Raw genomic sequence first — 15,680 nt, 5'->3', positions numbered from 1 at the left:
CAACAAAACTTGCTATATGCTTCGTTATGTCAAAAACATACGAAACCATAACCTTATGCTGACAAAAACAGTGTTTTATTACTTATACTTACCGCGTTTATAAAAACGGAGTCTATAAAATGAAGCTTAGCCTAAAAACGTTAGTTACAGCAATCTCTCTCCCTGTTCTTATGACTGCTTGTGCTAGCAACGGTGATGATGTGAAAGAAATAACGGCTCAAGATTTGCAGCACCACAACTGGGAACTTGTTCAAGTTGATGGCAAAAATATCGTTCTAGACGAACACCAAAAAGCGGCTCGCCTAGAAATCGGTGAAAATCTAACCGCAAACGGCAACGCAGGTTGTAACAACTTCTTCGGTCAAGCCGAGCTGAAAAACAACCAACTACGCATCGAAAAAATGGGCATGACCATGAAGATGTGTATGGAAGATCAAATGAAGATCGAAAACGCAATGACACAAACACTATCTAACTGGAGCGATATCACGCTAACTAAAGATGGTCTTGTTCTGAAAAGTGCCGATCACGAATTGACGTTTACACTACGTGACTGGGTAAACTAATCCCAACTAAGTAAACCAGATAGTATCTTAAAGCAGCCAAACGGCTGCTTTTTTTATATCGATGAATCGTTAGTCATGCATGCTAAAGTCATTTAAATGGCCAACTTTCTTTCTCTTTTCGCCCTCAATTCCATGCTTTAGACATCAATTTTGCTCTGTAAAACAACCTATTCATATCTCTGGGGACAATAATTTTCAATTACTTGAAAGAATATCCTCAAACAAACGGTCCGCTCCTAAAATGACACCAAATTTGTCCTTTATTCGTTTTGCTTCACATTGAGAGTAATTCTTTGAATCAATGAGTGATTCCGTTTGGGATTGGCATTGATAATAGAGAGAGATGAATTACTATCCTTGTAACAGAGCGGAACGACTTGCGAAAACGTCAATAGAAACGAAAGCAAGAACCAAAAGACATAACACGGAATAGATATGAAAAAGCTACTCAGCAGCATTGGCATTTTAGCCACGACTTTTGCGACACCTTCTTTTGCCGATTCATCAGTGAATAGCGAATGGCAAAAAATCGAACAACAAGCCGACGGGCAATCCGTCTACTTTCATGCTTGGGGCGGAAGCCAAGAAATTAATCGCTACATACAGTGGGCGAGTAGAGAGCTAAAATCACGTTATAACGTGACGCTAAACCACGTTAAAGTAACTGATATTTCTGAGACCACTACTCGACTTATCGCAGAAAAAGCGGCAGGCAAAAACAGCGGTGGCAGTGTTGATATGGTTTGGATCAATGGCGAAAACTTCAAATCAATGAAGGACAACCAATTGCTATTTGGTCCTTTTGTCGAAGGTTTGCCAAGCTGGCAATATGTGGATAAATCTCTACCAATTGATGTGGACTTCTCCGAGCCAACAGAAGGTCTAGAAGCACCTTGGGGAGTAGGACAATTAGTGTTTATCCATGACGAGCAAACCCTCCATAACCCTCCAAAATCATTCGCAGAAATGCTGAGCTATGCAAAAGCGTTCCCGAATCGCCTGACTTACCCTCGACCACCAGAGTTTCATGGCACAAGCTTTATCAAAGCATTACTCATTGAACTGTCTAACAACGCCCCTGAGCTGCAACAACCAGTTACCGATGACACGTTTGAGCAAGTCACTCAACCGCTGTGGTCTTATCTAGATGAGTTCCATAAAGTCGCTTGGCGCGGTGGTAAGCAGTTTCCAGGCGGTACAGCAGAAACCCTTCAGCTACTAGATGATGGTCAGACTGACCTGGCGATTACCTTTAACCCGAACGCGGTTTTCTCTGCGCAGTCGAGCGGTAATCTTGCAGAGAGCACCAAAGCGTACGCAATGGACGCAGGAGCACTCTCAAATATCCACTTTTTAGCGATTCCTTGGAACGCAAATGCCAGTGCTGGTGCACAAGTTGCGATAAACTTTTTATTGAGCCCTGAAGCACAGTCTCGCAAAGGTAACCTAAACATCTGGGGCGACCCTTCGGTACTAAGCAACCAATACCTAACTGGTTCGGCCAAAAACACTCAACAATTCAAATCTATCGCTGAGCCACATCCAAGTTGGCAAGCGGCGTTAGAAAAAGAATGGTTGAAACGCTACGGGAATTAGTAAGAATCCATGTTAAGAGCGCTGTATTTAGTCATTATCGCAGTTTGTATTTTGCCTACCATTCCGGGACTATTTGGAGTGGTGGTCTCTGCGCTCGGTTATGTACCTCCTATCGGTCTACACCACTTTTCTTTTGATGGCTTCAATGCCGTCTTTGATTGGGAAGGTGTTTGGACATCCATCGGGCTTACTTTCTACTCCGCCATTTTCAGTAGCTACTTGGCTTGCTTCATCACGTTTGCCATTCTACAGGCGTCTTGGGGCAGCAAGTTTTGGCGAAAAATTGAAGTTAGCCTTTCCCCACTTCTCGCTATGCCGCACGTCGCTTTTGCCATTGGCTTTGCGTTCTTATTTGCCCCAACGGGTATGGGCGTTCGTGTTCTCAACCAACTGTTTGGTTACGACCCGAATGCACAAACGGTGAATGACTTAGCATTGCTGATTAAAGACCCACATGCACTCGGTTTGGTCATCATGCTAGCGATTAAAGAAGTGCCGTTTTTATTGTTGATGAGTATTCCGATCCTTCAGCAATTGAAAGTCGATAAGGTTGAAAAAGTCAGTCACTCGATGGGCTATAGTTCGGCGCAAGCGTGGTGGAAATGCGTATTTCCGCAATGGTTAGCAAAACTTCGTTTCCCAATGCTGGCGGTATTGGCTTACAGTTTGTCCGTTGTCGATGTCGCCCTGATTATTGGCCCTACCAACCCGCCGACGTTTGCGGTTTTGGTATGGCAATGGTTTAACGATCCAGATTTATCGCTCCTACCAAGAGCGGCCGCTGGGGCAGTAATACTGTTTGTGATGGCTAGTCTTTTGATTGGTTTCGCTCGATTGGTGGAATGGTTAACGACCAAAGGCTTCAAACGCTGGCAGTACTCTGGTCGAAACGGGTTTCGTTTACCCGGTAAAACCCTATTTTCACTGATTGCGCTACTTGCACTTCTAATGATTCCACTCATGGTGCTGTGGAGCTTTGCCCAACGTTGGCGCTTTCCAGATTTGCTCCCAAGCCGTTACAGCCTGCGTTTTTTGGAATACGAATGGCACAGTATTCTAGGGACTCTAGAACAAAGTATGTCAATCGCCCTAATCAGCGCGACTGTCGCGCTAGTTCTTGCTTTAATAGCACATGAGTATCGTCTCCGTTATCGCTGGCAGGTGCCCGGTTACATCATCGCCATCCCAATGCTGATTCCTCAGCTATCCGTGCTATTCGGTATGCAAGTAGTGACGCTGTACTTAAACAGTAACGCGTATTTCTTTTGGGTATGTTGGGCGCATGTATTCTTTGCGTTCCCATTTATTTACCTCTCGCTAGACGGTCCGTGGCGCAGCTTCGATAACGGCTTAACTCGCGTCGCACTCAGCTTGGGTAAATCACCGATGCAAGCTTGGTTAAAAGTGAAACTGCCAATCCTCCTGCCTGCAATTGCATTCGCGTGGGCTGTCGGTATTAGTGTCAGCCTAGCGCAATACCTACCTACATTAGTGCTAGGGGCTGGGCGCATTAGCACCATCACAACCGAAGCCGTTGCACTATCCAGTGGTTTTGACCGACGTGTCACCGCTATTTACGCCATTTGGCAAGCTCTGCTGCCATTCTTGTTCTTCTCTTTTGCGATACTGCTTAGCCACTTGCACAGAAAGTATCGCCGCTTGTCTATAAAAGGTTTACTACTGAATGAGTCTTTGTCTCGAAAACCTCGCCATCCGTAAAACCAATGGCGACGCGCTTTTCTCGGCGTTCAATATGACCGTAGAAAAAGGTGAAATCGTTACCCTGATGGGGCCTAGCGGTTGTGGTAAATCCACTTTGTTGGATGCCATTGCCGGGCACCTATCCGCCGAGTTCTACTACTCTGGATCCATTACGCTTGATAACGAAAAGTTGGATGCCCTCCCTGCCCATAAGCGTCAGGTCGGTATTCTATTCCAAGACGATTTGCTCTTCCCTCATTTAACGGTGTGGGAGAACCTTGCCTTCGCGCTACCAAACTCAATCAAAGGTGAAGAGCGTAAAGCTCACGCTATGCAAGCACTGAAGAACATTTCATTGACCAAACTAGCAGAGTCCTTTCCTGACCAAATTTCGGGAGGGCAACGTGCCCGTATCTCATTGACTCGTATGCTGCTAGCAAAGCCAAAAGTTGCGCTACTTGATGAGCCCTATAGCAAGCTGGATAAAGACCTGCGCGTGCAATTTCGCAATTGGGTGGTCGAACAATTGCAGCAAGCGAACATCCCTACTTTGATGGTAACGCACGATGAAGACGATATTCCTGATGGCAGCCGCTGCCTAAACTGGCCGTGGGAGACAAATCATGCTTGATAGCCTGAGTATAAAGCTCATCCGCAAACCGCTGGCACTCAGTGCGAAATATCTCGATAAATGTGGTATCACTGCAAATCAGACGACAGTATTTGGTTTTGTGCTTGGCTGTTTTGCCCTGCCTGCTTTGATCGCCGAACAGTACTTGTTGGCGTTGCTGTTTATTTTGCTGAACAGAATCTGTGATGGGTTAGACGGTGCACTGGCAAGGATTCAAGGCATTACCGATGCGGGTGGTTTTCTTGATATCAGCTTAGATTTTTTGTTCTATTCGTTGATTCCTTTTGGCTTTGTGCTTGCCAACCCAGAGCACAATGCCGTTGCAGGCGCATTTTTGATTTTTTCCTTCATCGGCACTGGTAGTAGCTTTTTGGCTTTTGCCATCATGGCAGGAAAACAAGGCATCGATAATCCGGTATATAAAAACAAATCGCTTTACTACATGAGCGGCTTAACCGAAGGTACAGAAACCATTGGCTGCTTGGTTTTATTTTGTTTGCTACCGCAACACTTTGCCGTCATCGCGTATATCTTTGGCGCGGCATGCTGGTTTACTACTTTTACACGTATTTATTCAGGGTTTCATACGCTTAACGATCATTAATACTGCTTAGACAATCGCGTTTCCTTAAGGGACAAGCCGCTAAGCCACTGTTTTATAAAGCACCAAAACGCAGGTTAAATTGGGGTATATACTCTTTGAATGAAGAAACCATTCGGAGGCTATATGAAAAAACAGATTAATTTAGGCATGTTGCTCACCATTACTTGTGCGCTCGTGCTTGGCGGCTGTAGCTCACCTAACCCGTACGGAGATGCATACGGCTCATCCGACACTCGCAAAGTTCAGCAGGTTTACTACGGCACAGTAGAAAAAGTAGAACCCGTAACCATTGATGCCTCTACCCAATCCAATGCCATTGGCACCATCGCTGGTGCTGCCGTGGGCGGGATATTAGGCTCAAAAGTTGGGGGCGGTTCTGGCTCGGATATCGCTGCCATTGGTGGTGGTCTATTGGGTGGCTATGCAGGCAGCAAAGCGGCTGAAGCAACCGCGAAAAGAAATGGCGTGAATCTGACCATTCGTTTAGAGGACGGAAAGATTATCTCTATTGTTCAAGAAGCAAATCCAAACATGATTTTCCAACCAGGCCAAGCGGTCCAAATCAATGTTTCTGGTAATGACGCTAGAGTCGTTCCTCGTTAATTCGGACAAACCAAACCTTTGGCCTGCTTTAATTCAAACACCTAACCCGCGCAAGCTTACATCACTGGCTTGTTAACTTGCGCGTTTCTTTTCGTATCAAACTTGATCGTCGTCAATGGAACATCAATCTCCCACACCTTTCGATGTTCAAATGACATCAAGTTGCTAGCATGAGCCCATTCCAGATAACTTTGGGCTTGTTATGACTCCGACTGTTGACCACGTACTCCTTAATATCGCGCTAAACCTCAGCTCAAATCGCTCTCACGAGCAGCAATATCAAAATCTCATTGATGGGGTCGCGCAAGTATTCCCATGTGATGCGAGCTGCCTGTTTATCTTCGATGAGGATGGTTTTCTAACTCCTGTCGCGGTAAAAGGCTTATCCAGCTCGGTCTTAGGTCGTCGCTATTTCCCCAAGGCGCACCCTCGCTTAGATGCCATTATTCATAGCCGTGAACCGGTGCGTTTCGATGCCGATTGTTCACTGCCGGATCCTTTCGACGGCACACTATTAACTGAAGACCAATGCATTGATGTTCACGATTGCATGGGCTTTAGCTTGTATGTCGAAGGCCAACTTGTTGGCGCACTAACGATGGATGCACTAACGGTGGGCGCGTTTGATGGCATCGATCCTGTCGCTATCGAAACCTTTGCGGCTTTGACCGCTGCGACATTGCGTAACATTGCGCAATTAAAAGCACTCAAAGCACAAAACCAGAAGCAAAAAAGCGTCACTCAAACCCTTATCCAGCAAGCCCGTTCTCAACATGGCGAAATGGTGGGTTTGAGTCCGCAGATCAACCAGTTACGAAACAACATTGCGACCGTTTCTCAATCAGATTACGCGGTACTTATCACAGGAGAGACCGGTACTGGTAAAGAACTGGTCGCGCACTCGGTGCACGCGCAATCTCATCGTAGCGATAAGCCGATGATTTACGTAAACTGTGCGGCCCTGCCTGAAGGTCTGGCTGAAAGTGAACTGTTTGGCCATGTCAAAGGCGCATTTACAGGTGCTAATAGCCACCGTGCCGGTAAGTTTGAACTGGCAGACGGTGGAACGATTTTCCTTGATGAAGTGGGCGAACTGCCTTTGATTTTGCAAGCAAAATTGCTGCGCGTAATTCAGCAAGGCGAGCTGCAACGTGTAGGTAGCGATCAGCATTTGATGGTCAATGTGCGCATCATCGCAGCGACCAATCGACAACTAGAAAAAGAGGTCGAAGCTGGCACGTTTCGAGCAGACCTTTTCCACCGTTTGAACGTGTTCCCAATCCAAGTCCCCCCACTGCGTGCCCGTGACGGGGATATTCCCGTTTTAGCAGGATATTTGTTGGAAAAAGTACGCCAACAATTCAATGCACCCAATCTGCACGTTCACCCTAAAGTGTTGACTCAATTGGAATCTTTACCTTGGTACGGAAACGTGCGCGAGCTCGAACACACTTTAACTCGCGCGGCTTTACACGCCATTCAACAAGGCGCAAGCACGATCATGCTTAACCATTTCGACACCTCATTGGCTCTCGATGATGTAAAAAACACATCGCATTATCTGCCTAAAGAAAGCCAACCAATGCGAGAGCTAATAGAAAGCTATCAACGTGATTTAATTGAACATGCTTTGAGCCAAACTGGTGGCGTTTGGGCAAAAGCAGCGGAGTTTTTACAAATAGATCGAGGGAACTTATATCGGATGGGTAAAAAGCTCGGGATCAATAAATAACCGACCACAAGAAGCCGATGTGATTAAGACATCAGCTGCGTTGTCTTAATCACATCAACCACTCTCCTAAATCTGATAAAATTCAATACAAATCAACAAGATAATAATTGGCACGCATTCTGCTCTCTAGTGGTCAACATCACGACTATTAAAACAATCACTGGAGAACCCAATATGTTCTGTATTCAATGTGAACAGACAATTCAAACCCCTGCTGTTAAAGGTTGTTCTTTTGCACAAGGTATGTGTGGTAAAACTTCTGAAGTATCTGACCTTCAAGACGTGTTGGTTTACACACTGCAAGGGGTTTCTTTTTGGGCATCAAAAGCACTTGAATTCAACATCATTAACGATGAAATCAACCAATGGGCACCAAAGGCATTTTTCTCTACATTGACGAACGTAAACTTTGACCCTGAACGTGTCCTAGAGCTAACTTCTCAAGCGGCAACGTACAAAGCATTGCTAAAAGAGCAAGTAATGTCTGCTGCAACACTCGCCGATACCGAAGTTGCTGACATCCCTGTTGTTGCTCACTTTGAGCTACCAAATAGCGCAGAAGCAATCTTAGCTTTTGCTCCTCAAGTCGCGGTTAACCGTGGTAAGGACCAAGTACATGAAGATGTGATTGGCCTACGCCTACTTTGCCTATACGGCCTTAAGGGTGCAGCCGCGTACATGGAGCACGCACGTGTTCTTGAGCAAACCAACAACGATATCTATGCCGAATACCATGAAATCATGGCGTGGTTGGGCACAGACCCTGAAGATCTCGGCGAACTACTTGATTGCTCAATGCGCATCGGCCTGATGAACTACAAAGTGATGGAAATGCTCGACCAAGGTGAAACAATGACCTTCGGCCATCCAGAACCAACCACGGTGAACGTCAAGCCAGTAAAAGGCAAATGTATTCTTGTTTCTGGCCATGATTTGCATGACCTAGAAAAAATCCTGCAACAGACTGAAGGCAAAGGCATTAACGTTTATACCAACGGTGAAATGCTGCCTGCACACGGCTACCCTGAGCTGAAGAAATATCCTCATCTTGTCGGCAACTACGGCAGCGCATGGCAAAACCAACAGAAAGAATTCGCAAACTTCCCTGGCGCAATCGTAATGACGTCAAACTGCTTGTTGAATCCAAATGTGGGTCAATACGCAGACCGTTTATTCACTCGTAGTATTGTTGGCTGGCCTGGTGTGGCTCACATCGAAGGCGATGATTTTAGCCAAGTGATTGAATGTGCTCTAGCGCAAGATGGTTTCCAACACGATGAAATCGAACACCACATCACGGTTGGTTTTGGTCGAAATGCACTGATGAACGCCGCCCCTGCGGTTATCGACCAAGTGAAGCAAGGCAACATCAAGCACTTCTTCCTAGTCGGCGGTTGTGACGGCGATAAAGCGGAACGTAGCTACTACACCGATTTTACGGCTGAAGCACCAGAAGACACGCTAATCCTGACCTTGGCGTGTGGTAAGTTCCGCTTCAACAAGAATACGTTTGGCGATATCAACGGCATTCCTCGCCTATTGGATGTGGGCCAATGTAACGATGCTTACTCTGCAATCCAGCTTGCACTTGCACTGGCGAAAGAGTTTGACTGTGACATCAATGAACTGCCACTCACGCTTGTGCTTTCTTGGTTCGAGCAAAAAGCGATCGTTATCTTGCTAACGCTATTTGCATTGGGCGTGAAAGGCATTTACACAGGCCCTACTGCACCGGCATTCCTAACGCCAAACCTAATCGCCATCATCCAAGAGAAGTTCGATATGCGCAGTATTGGCAATGTTCAGGATGATCTAAAAGCCATCCTAGCAGCTTAATAAACTTGCTTGTTACGCGCCTCCTTACGCGGAGGCGCTATCTATTTCGAACCAAAAATAGCCACAACCAAAGAGATTGTTATGTTTTTTGAATGGCAAGGTAACCAACCCGTCACACTCCGTTGCATCGACAAATACTTCGAAACACACGACACCGTCAGCATAAAATTGGCCGAACTAACCGAATCACTTCTGTTTCAGTTTAAGCCTGGCCAGTTTATTAACTTGGGCGTCGAAATTGATGGAAAAATGGAGTTTCGTGCCTATTCAATCAGCTCGATCAATGAAGACGATCACCTTCAACTCACCATCAAACGAGTATCTGGCGGTAAAGTATCGAACTACATCGTTGACTCGCTGCTGCTCGGTGATACTGTTCAAGCATTACCACCAGCAGGCGAATTTAACTGCATCGACCATCCACCCGTGTTACGTGATGGCGAAACAAAAGCCTTGCTTATCAGTGCAGGTTGCGGCGTCACGCCCGTATTTTCGATGGCAAAGCACTGGCTGAGTAATCAAGATGAAAACGACAACGATGTGGACATCGCATTTCTTCATATTGCACGCAGCCCAGAAGAGACGATTTACTACGATCAGCTAGAAACGTTAGACGCTGTGTATCCCAACTTCAATTTAAAGTTGTTGCTGAAAAACCGCGAAGGAACATCGCATCCACAAGGTCGTTTGAATGCCGACTGGCTTAAAGAGCTTGCTCCTGATTTCAAACAGCGCACCGTTTACCTGTGTGGTCCAAGCCAGTTTATGCAAGATGTTCACGGCTATTTGAATGACCTTGGTTTTGACATGACGAACTTCTACCAAGAGAGTTTTACGCCAGCGACTGGCGCAGAATCATCGGTCTCCGATGAGACGGTTAACGTTTCTGTTCCTGATTTTGCTCAAAGCATCGATGCTCAAAAAGGTCAGGTACTGGCCGATGTGCTCGAAGGCGCAGGTTTACCATTAATCGTCGCTTGTCGAAGCGGGATTTGTGGCTCGTGCAAATGCAAGGTTCGTAAAGGCAACGTCTCTTCCACTAGCCTAGAAACATTGACGCCAGAAGAAATTGAACAAGGCTATGTGCTCGCCTGCTCATCAATCATCGAAGCGGATCTTGAAGTGCAGATCGGTTAATGCTGCTGGTATCGAACTTTTATTGTTTCCCGTCATTCCGACGAGCCTAGGCGAGATCAGGAATCTAATATCAGCGTGTTAGGAATAACTCACTCTGATAATAGACTCTGAATCACACTCGCGTCTCGCTATTCAGATTGACGGGGTATCGCGGAGATGCCAGCCTTACTCAAACGGCTGGTATTATAGATAGGTACAACTTTCGTTTCGTCGTCATTGCTTCTCGCTAAACAGCAACACTTTCAATGCTGCTTCGCTGTCTACGTCCATAAACTCTGGTGGGTTATCCAGACGCTCACGGAATGTCAACTCTGGCGCTTCTTCTTTCATGCTTTCAATCAAGAAGTCGCTTGTCACAGATGGTGAGTTCACACATGCCATCACTTGACCGCCTTCTGCCAACAAATCCGGCAATCGACGTAGAATCTTTTTGTAGTCTTTAGTCAGCGCAAAGCTGCCTTTCTGGAATGAAGGCGGATCGATAATGATCAAATCATACTGACCAGATTTCTTAATCTTACCCCAAGATTTAAAGATATCGTGCCCCATAAAGCTTACCTGGTTGATGTTATGACCATTTAGCTTGTGGTTCTCACGACCTTTAGACAGCGACGCTTTCGCCATGTCGACGTTAACCACTTTATCTGCGCCACCGGCAATGGCAGCGACAGAAAAGCCACACGTGTAAGCAAACAAGTTAAGCACGTTCTTATGCTTCGCATTTTCGCGTACCCAATCACGACCGTAGCGCATGTCCAAAAACAGACCGAAGTTTTGGTTGCGGCCAATATCCAATTGGTATTTCAAACCGCTTTCTTCAACGACAGGGCGAGCGTCTAATTCACCGACAAGCACTTCTGAAGGCGCACCATCGGCATAACGGTGCTGAAGAACCATAGTGCGGCCTTGCTTATTTGCCCACAGTTGTGATTGTGCCAACGCATTGAGGCCGCTTTTCAGCTCAGCGAGAAACGCGTCGTCGACTTCTTTAAACAAGTTGATGATCAACTGACCTTGTAACCAGTCACAGGTGATTTGCTCTAGACCTTCAAAACGACGGCCACGACCGTGAAACAGTCGACGAATTTCATTCGGAGCTTGCGCGAGCTCGGTTTCTAGATGCTGAAAAAACAGCGAAAGTTGTGATGCTTGCATCGAGTTCTCTTATTAGTTTTCTTTGTGACGGTTATTTGATCGTAGGCCAGTTCAGTTCCCAGGGGGAAAGCCAAGTATCCAAACCCTGAGAGACGATTTCACTGTGCCATTTGTTACCAAGCACTTTGTATTCTCGTGGATCGCAAACAAAGCGATATTGCTCATCTCGGTATTGGAAGCAAAGTGAAAATGCATGCAGATAACCGCGATCAGCCTCATTGCCTGCATTGTAAATCGGGTCGCCAACAATACCTGAGCCAACCGATTTTAATGCCACGCGGATTTGATGCGTTTTACCAGTGTGCGGCTTACATAAAAATAAACGCTCTCCGGGCTCTGCCGCAAGAGAGAAAAACTGGGTAACGGCTGGGTTATTTTTGCTGTTGACCAGCTTCCATGATGAACGGCGCGAACGCTCCATATCACCAACGACCAAACCTTGTTTCTTTTTCGGCTTTTTAGAGCCAATCGCTAGGTAGAACTTTTCTACTTGGCGGTCAGCGAAGGCTTGCGATAACGCACTGGCCGCTTTGGCGTTACGTCCGAGGAGCAGAATACCCGATGTCATTTTATCCAAGCGATGGATAAGATAGAGCTGCTGATCACCACTCTGCTTAGCCACTTCTTGCAGCAGCATTGTGTCGCCATCGTCTCTATGAACAGAGACGTTGGGATGCTTATTGATGATCAGAAAATCGGGATGGGTATGTAGAATATCGAACATAAAAAACTGGCTCCACGTTTGGAGCCAGCAGTATACATAAGTTACCGGACAAAGCTATCGAGGCTTGCCCTAAGGTCTTTGCTAAAGCTTCTTAGAGAAAATGCCAGCAAGACCAATGATTGCGATACCCAGCAGCATGATTTCACCTTTGCCACTGTCAAAGCCAGACTTAATCCCCATGAAGGCAACAATAGCAATCGCAACAGGAATCAGGTATTTAACTAGGTTGTACCACAATCCAAATAGCGGGAAGGATACTTCGCCGTCATTAGTGATCTCTTTTTCTAGCTCAGCACGGCTTAGGCGCCATCCAGCAAAGATACAAACCAACATACCACCAACCGCTAAGAAGATTTTGTCCGTTAGCAAGTCGAAGATATCAAAGGCACCGGTACCAAACAGCGTTGGTCCCATTCCACCTAACGATAGTGACGCAAAAATACATAATGCCGCCATAACTGCGCTTGCAGACAGAACTGCGTTAGAGCGCTTCATGCCTTTCTCGTCGATTAGGTAAGACACGACAACTTCCAATAGTGATACTGAAGAAGTTAATGCCGCCACCGTCAAACCGATGAAAAATAGCAACGCGAATAGCAACCCAATCACTCCGCCCATTTCAGCAAATAGCTGAGGAACGACAACGAATACAAGACCAGGGCCTGCCGCAGGCTCCATGCCAAAGGCAAACATTGCTGGGAACATAGCAACACCAGCAAGAATCGCGACACCAGTATCCATCGCTGTAACCATACCGGTTGTTTGAACTAGGTTCTCTTTCTTCTTCAGGTAAGAACCGTACGTCATCATACAACCCATACCTAAGCTAAGTGAGAAGAACGCCTGTCCTAGTGCAGCAAGAACCACGTTGCTGTCGACTTTAGAAAAGTCCGGCATGAATAAGAACTCAAGGCCAGCCATTGCACCTGGCAGCATTAAGCCCTTAACAGAAACAACGATTAGGATTAAGAACAGAAGCGGCATCAGAACCTTACCGGCTTTCTCAATACCACCCGAAATCCCTTTCATCACGATCATGACGTTAAGGAACAGGTAAACACCCATCCACATTAAAGGTTGAATCGGATCTGAGATGAAACCGCCAAAACTGTCGCCAATTGCTTCTGGCGCGCTGAGTAGACCACCGCCCACTTTAAAGATGTAGGCCAATGCCCAACCACCAACCACAGGGTAGAAGCCCATGATCAAAAGACCACTGAAAACTCCCATAACGCCAGTGAACGTCCAGCGTCGGTCAGTTGTTTTGAATGCACCTACGGCAGAAAGACCTGTCTTACGACCAATAGCGAACTCTGTCAGCATCACGCTAAAACCGATAAAAATTACAAAGATAAGATAGATAGCAACGAATGCACCGCCGCCACTCTCACCTGCTGTGTAAGGGAATTTCCATATATTGCCTAAACCGACAGCGGAACCCGCTGCTGCCATTACGAAGCCTAGTTTAGACCCCCACGTATCACGTGGTGCTGCTGTATTAGTTGTAGCCACGCTTTTTCTCCAAAATTAGTTTGTTGTGTATGCATAGAGATAGGCGTCTAAAAAGTTTATGTAAAAATTATTGTACACTTATAAAATAAGCGTTCGACGCACTATGTCTAGAAAGTAAAGCAGCTCCCCTTTAAAATTGGAACCCCAAAAAAGTACATTTATCGCACAAGTGTCGAGTTACGCAGGTTAAATGCTGCTTTTTTGTTCAAAAGTTAAAGAATGACCTTATTTTTCACATTAAAATAACAGAATCAGCTGTTATGAAATTCGTTCCTCATATAAGGTCAATCCCACGTCTGAATGGGAAATCTATTCCCCCAACCCACTTTTATGCTTAATATCCTAGAAGGGCATATTACTCTGAGCGTATATGGACAAGTTTTATCACTTTCTTACTTTAGCTGGCATCGGGCTATATTGGTTACTGGTCGCAGGTGTGACCATTCGTGTCGTTTTAAAGCGCCGTGCAGTGAGCGTGTCTTTAGCTTGGCTAATGATCATTTATATCCTTCCCGTTCTGGGTGTCGCATGTTATTTCCTCTTCGGTGAACTGAACTTAGGCAGAAAGCGAGCCGAACGTGCGAAAGAGATGTTTACACCATTCGAGAAGTGGTTCAGTCAGTTGAACGACTGTAACGCGCACAACCCAGAAACGATGGGAAGGCACATCTACCGAATTGATGAACTTTGTAACAACCGCCTTGGTCTTCCCGCATTGAGCGGTAATACATTGTCGCTGCAACAGTCACCTAATGAGATTTTGCATTCCATTATTGAAGACATCGAAAACGCGCAGAGCAGTATTCGAATGGTATTCTACATTTGGCATCCAGGTGGTTTGGCTGACTCTGTCGCTTCTGCACTTATCCAAGCGGCTAAACGCGGCGTAGATGTCAAGCTATTGCTCGATTCAGCAGGTAGTCCGCGTTTTTTCAGAAGCCCTTGGTATCGAATGATGCAGGATGCTGGAATTGAAGTTATTCAAGCGCTAGAAGTGAAGATGTGGCGTATTTTCTTACGTCGTCTTGATCTTCGCCAACATCGCAAGATCATCGTAATTGATGATGAAATTGCTTATACCGGTTCAATGAACCTGGTTGACCCGGCTTACTTCAAGCAAAACAGTGGCGTCGGGCATTGGGTGGACATCATGGTTCGCATTACGGGACCAACGGTAAACGTATTGAGTGCCATCCACTGTTGGGATTGGGAAGTCGAAACTGGCGAACGTCATTTACCAAGACTACCTGAATGCAAGATCGATGAGAGTGAATTCCAACACCCTATTCAGGTTGTGCCTTCTGGCCCAGGTATGCCGGAATATCTGATCTATCAAGTATTAACATTGGCAATAAACCAAGCCAATCGCTCGGTACGAATCACAACACCATATTTCGTGCCCAATGCTGATTTACTCGAAACGTTAAAGATGACAGCACAACGAGGCATTGACGTTGAACTCATTATTCCACATAAAAATGACTCTATGATGGTGCAATGGGCGTCACGCGCTTTTTATAGTGAGCTCTTGAGTGCAGGGGTCAAGATTTATGAGTTTTATGGTGGTTTGCTGCATACAAAATCTGTCGTAATTGACGACCAATTCTGTTTAGTTGGCACCGTAAACATGGATATGCGCAGCTTGTGGCTGAACTTCGAAGTGACCCTCGCCGTTGATGACGAAGAGTTCACCAAGCAAATGTCTTGGTTACAAGATAGCTATATTAAGCAATCTCACACTGTTGTATTGGAAGAATGGGAGAAAAGGAGCCTATTTTCTCGGTTCTTAGAGCGAGTGTTCTATCTCTTCAACCCACTCCTCTAATACCTCAAATACACCGACTAAAAAACCTCCAGCGCTACATGCATCCTGCTGGAGGTTT

General features: G+C 46.0%; 13 protein-coding genes. 10 read left to right on the top strand and 3 right to left on the bottom strand.

Annotated features, from left to right (window positions below):
* Positions 1-119 precede the first annotated feature (119 nt).
* The 9 genes from R7R24_RS07215 to R7R24_RS07175 all read left to right on the top strand — a co-directional run bounded on the left by R7R24_RS07215 (position 120) and on the right by R7R24_RS07175 (position 10,406).
* On the top strand, positions 120-566 hold the full coding sequence (locus tag R7R24_RS07215) for an META domain-containing protein (RefSeq protein ID WP_005378077.1): 447 nt from the start codon (positions 120-122) through the stop codon (positions 564-566).
* Between the two features lie 435 nt (positions 567-1,001).
* Positions 1,002-2,162, top strand: coding sequence for an ABC transporter substrate-binding protein (locus tag R7R24_RS07210; protein WP_042522009.1), 1,161 nt, complete (start codon positions 1,002-1,004; stop codon positions 2,160-2,162).
* A 9-nt stretch (positions 2,163-2,171) separates the two neighbouring features.
* Positions 2,172-3,881 carry an ABC transporter permease gene (locus R7R24_RS07205; protein WP_054577933.1) on the top strand — a complete coding sequence of 570 codons (1,710 nt, stop codon included), beginning with the start codon at positions 2,172-2,174 and terminating at the stop codon, positions 3,879-3,881.
* Positions 3,847-4,494: an ATP-binding cassette domain-containing protein gene (locus R7R24_RS07200; protein ID WP_054577934.1), complete on the top strand. Its 648-nt coding sequence runs from the start codon at positions 3,847-3,849 to the stop codon at positions 4,492-4,494. Before R7R24_RS07205 ends, R7R24_RS07200 begins: the two co-directional genes overlap by 35 nt.
* Positions 4,487-5,098, top strand: a complete 612-nt coding sequence (locus R7R24_RS07195) for a CDP-alcohol phosphatidyltransferase family protein (RefSeq protein ID WP_054577935.1) — start codon at positions 4,487-4,489, stop codon at positions 5,096-5,098. Before R7R24_RS07200 ends, R7R24_RS07195 begins: the two co-directional genes overlap by 8 nt.
* Before the next feature lie 123 nt (positions 5,099-5,221).
* The gene (locus tag R7R24_RS07190) at positions 5,222-5,701 is read left to right on the top strand and encodes a glycine zipper 2TM domain-containing protein (RefSeq protein ID WP_005386695.1); all 480 of its coding nucleotides are present in this window, start codon (positions 5,222-5,224) and stop codon (positions 5,699-5,701) included.
* A gap of 202 nt (positions 5,702-5,903) precedes the next feature.
* Complete coding sequence (gene norR, locus R7R24_RS07185; protein WP_054577936.1) at positions 5,904-7,433, top strand: nitric oxide reductase transcriptional regulator NorR; 1,530 nt, start codon at positions 5,904-5,906, stop codon at positions 7,431-7,433.
* A gap of 174 nt (positions 7,434-7,607) precedes the next feature.
* The gene (hcp, locus tag R7R24_RS07180) at positions 7,608-9,269 is read left to right on the top strand and encodes a hydroxylamine reductase (RefSeq protein ID WP_054577937.1); all 1,662 of its coding nucleotides are present in this window, start codon (positions 7,608-7,610) and stop codon (positions 9,267-9,269) included.
* 81 nt (positions 9,270-9,350) lie between these two features.
* On the top strand, positions 9,351-10,406 hold the full coding sequence (locus tag R7R24_RS07175) for a hybrid-cluster NAD(P)-dependent oxidoreductase (RefSeq protein ID WP_054577938.1): 1,056 nt from the start codon (positions 9,351-9,353) through the stop codon (positions 10,404-10,406).
* A gap of 213 nt (positions 10,407-10,619) precedes the next feature.
* Here the strand turns inward: R7R24_RS07175 and R7R24_RS07170 are convergent, their stop codons facing one another.
* From R7R24_RS07170 to R7R24_RS07160, 3 genes are all read right to left on the bottom strand, one after another.
* Complete coding sequence (locus R7R24_RS07170) at positions 10,620-11,561, bottom strand: class I SAM-dependent methyltransferase (protein ID WP_054577939.1); 942 nt, start codon at positions 11,559-11,561, stop codon at positions 10,620-10,622.
* 31 nt (positions 11,562-11,592) lie between these two features.
* Positions 11,593-12,285 carry a TIGR01621 family pseudouridine synthase gene (locus tag R7R24_RS07165; protein WP_054577940.1) on the bottom strand — a complete coding sequence of 231 codons (693 nt, stop codon included), beginning with the start codon at positions 12,283-12,285 and terminating at the stop codon, positions 11,593-11,595.
* A gap of 81 nt (positions 12,286-12,366) precedes the next feature.
* On the bottom strand, positions 12,367-13,737 hold the full coding sequence (locus tag R7R24_RS07160) for a sodium-dependent transporter (protein ID WP_042522154.1): 1,371 nt from the start codon (positions 13,735-13,737) through the stop codon (positions 12,367-12,369).
* A 430-nt stretch (positions 13,738-14,167) separates the two neighbouring features.
* Here R7R24_RS07160 and cls point away from each other — a divergent pair, with 430 nt between their 5' ends.
* Entirely contained in the window at positions 14,168-15,622 is a 1,455-nt protein-coding gene (cls, locus tag R7R24_RS07155; RefSeq protein ID WP_005378105.1) for a cardiolipin synthase, read from the top strand.
* Positions 15,623-15,680: the final 58 nt, after the last annotated feature.

The sequence above is a fragment of the Vibrio sp. 704 genome (genome assembly GCF_033339295.1).
Note: the sequence above shows the minus strand (reverse complement) of the source record. Positions and strands in the feature narration are given on the sequence as shown.

Excerpts from the sequence above, each read along its gene's own strand:
- R7R24_RS07215 (WP_005378077.1), top strand. The coding sequence starts at position 120 with ATGAAGCTTAGCCTAAAAACGTTAGTTACAGCAATCTCTCTCCCTGTT.
- R7R24_RS07210 (WP_042522009.1), top strand. The coding sequence starts at position 1,002 with ATGAAAAAGCTACTCAGCAGCATTGGCATTTTAGCCACGACTTTTGCG.
- R7R24_RS07205 (WP_054577933.1), top strand. The coding sequence starts at position 2,172 with ATGTTAAGAGCGCTGTATTTAGTCATTATCGCAGTTTGTATTTTGCCT.
- R7R24_RS07200 (WP_054577934.1), top strand. The coding sequence starts at position 3,847 with ATGAGTCTTTGTCTCGAAAACCTCGCCATCCGTAAAACCAATGGCGAC.
- R7R24_RS07195 (WP_054577935.1), top strand. The coding sequence starts at position 4,487 with ATGCTTGATAGCCTGAGTATAAAGCTCATCCGCAAACCGCTGGCACTC.
- R7R24_RS07190 (WP_005386695.1), top strand. The coding sequence starts at position 5,222 with ATGAAAAAACAGATTAATTTAGGCATGTTGCTCACCATTACTTGTGCG.
- norR (WP_054577936.1), top strand. The coding sequence starts at position 5,904 with ATGACTCCGACTGTTGACCACGTACTCCTTAATATCGCGCTAAACCTC.
- hcp (WP_054577937.1), top strand. The coding sequence starts at position 7,608 with ATGTTCTGTATTCAATGTGAACAGACAATTCAAACCCCTGCTGTTAAA.
- R7R24_RS07175 (WP_054577938.1), top strand. The coding sequence starts at position 9,351 with ATGTTTTTTGAATGGCAAGGTAACCAACCCGTCACACTCCGTTGCATC.
- R7R24_RS07170 (WP_054577939.1), bottom strand. The coding sequence starts at position 11,561 with ATGCAAGCATCACAACTTTCGCTGTTTTTTCAGCATCTAGAAACCGAG.
- R7R24_RS07165 (WP_054577940.1), bottom strand. The coding sequence starts at position 12,285 with ATGTTCGATATTCTACATACCCATCCCGATTTTCTGATCATCAATAAG.
- R7R24_RS07160 (WP_042522154.1), bottom strand. The coding sequence starts at position 13,737 with ATGGCAGCAGCGGGTTCCGCTGTCGGTTTAGGCAATATATGGAAATTC.
- cls (WP_005378105.1), top strand. The coding sequence starts at position 14,168 with ATGGACAAGTTTTATCACTTTCTTACTTTAGCTGGCATCGGGCTATAT.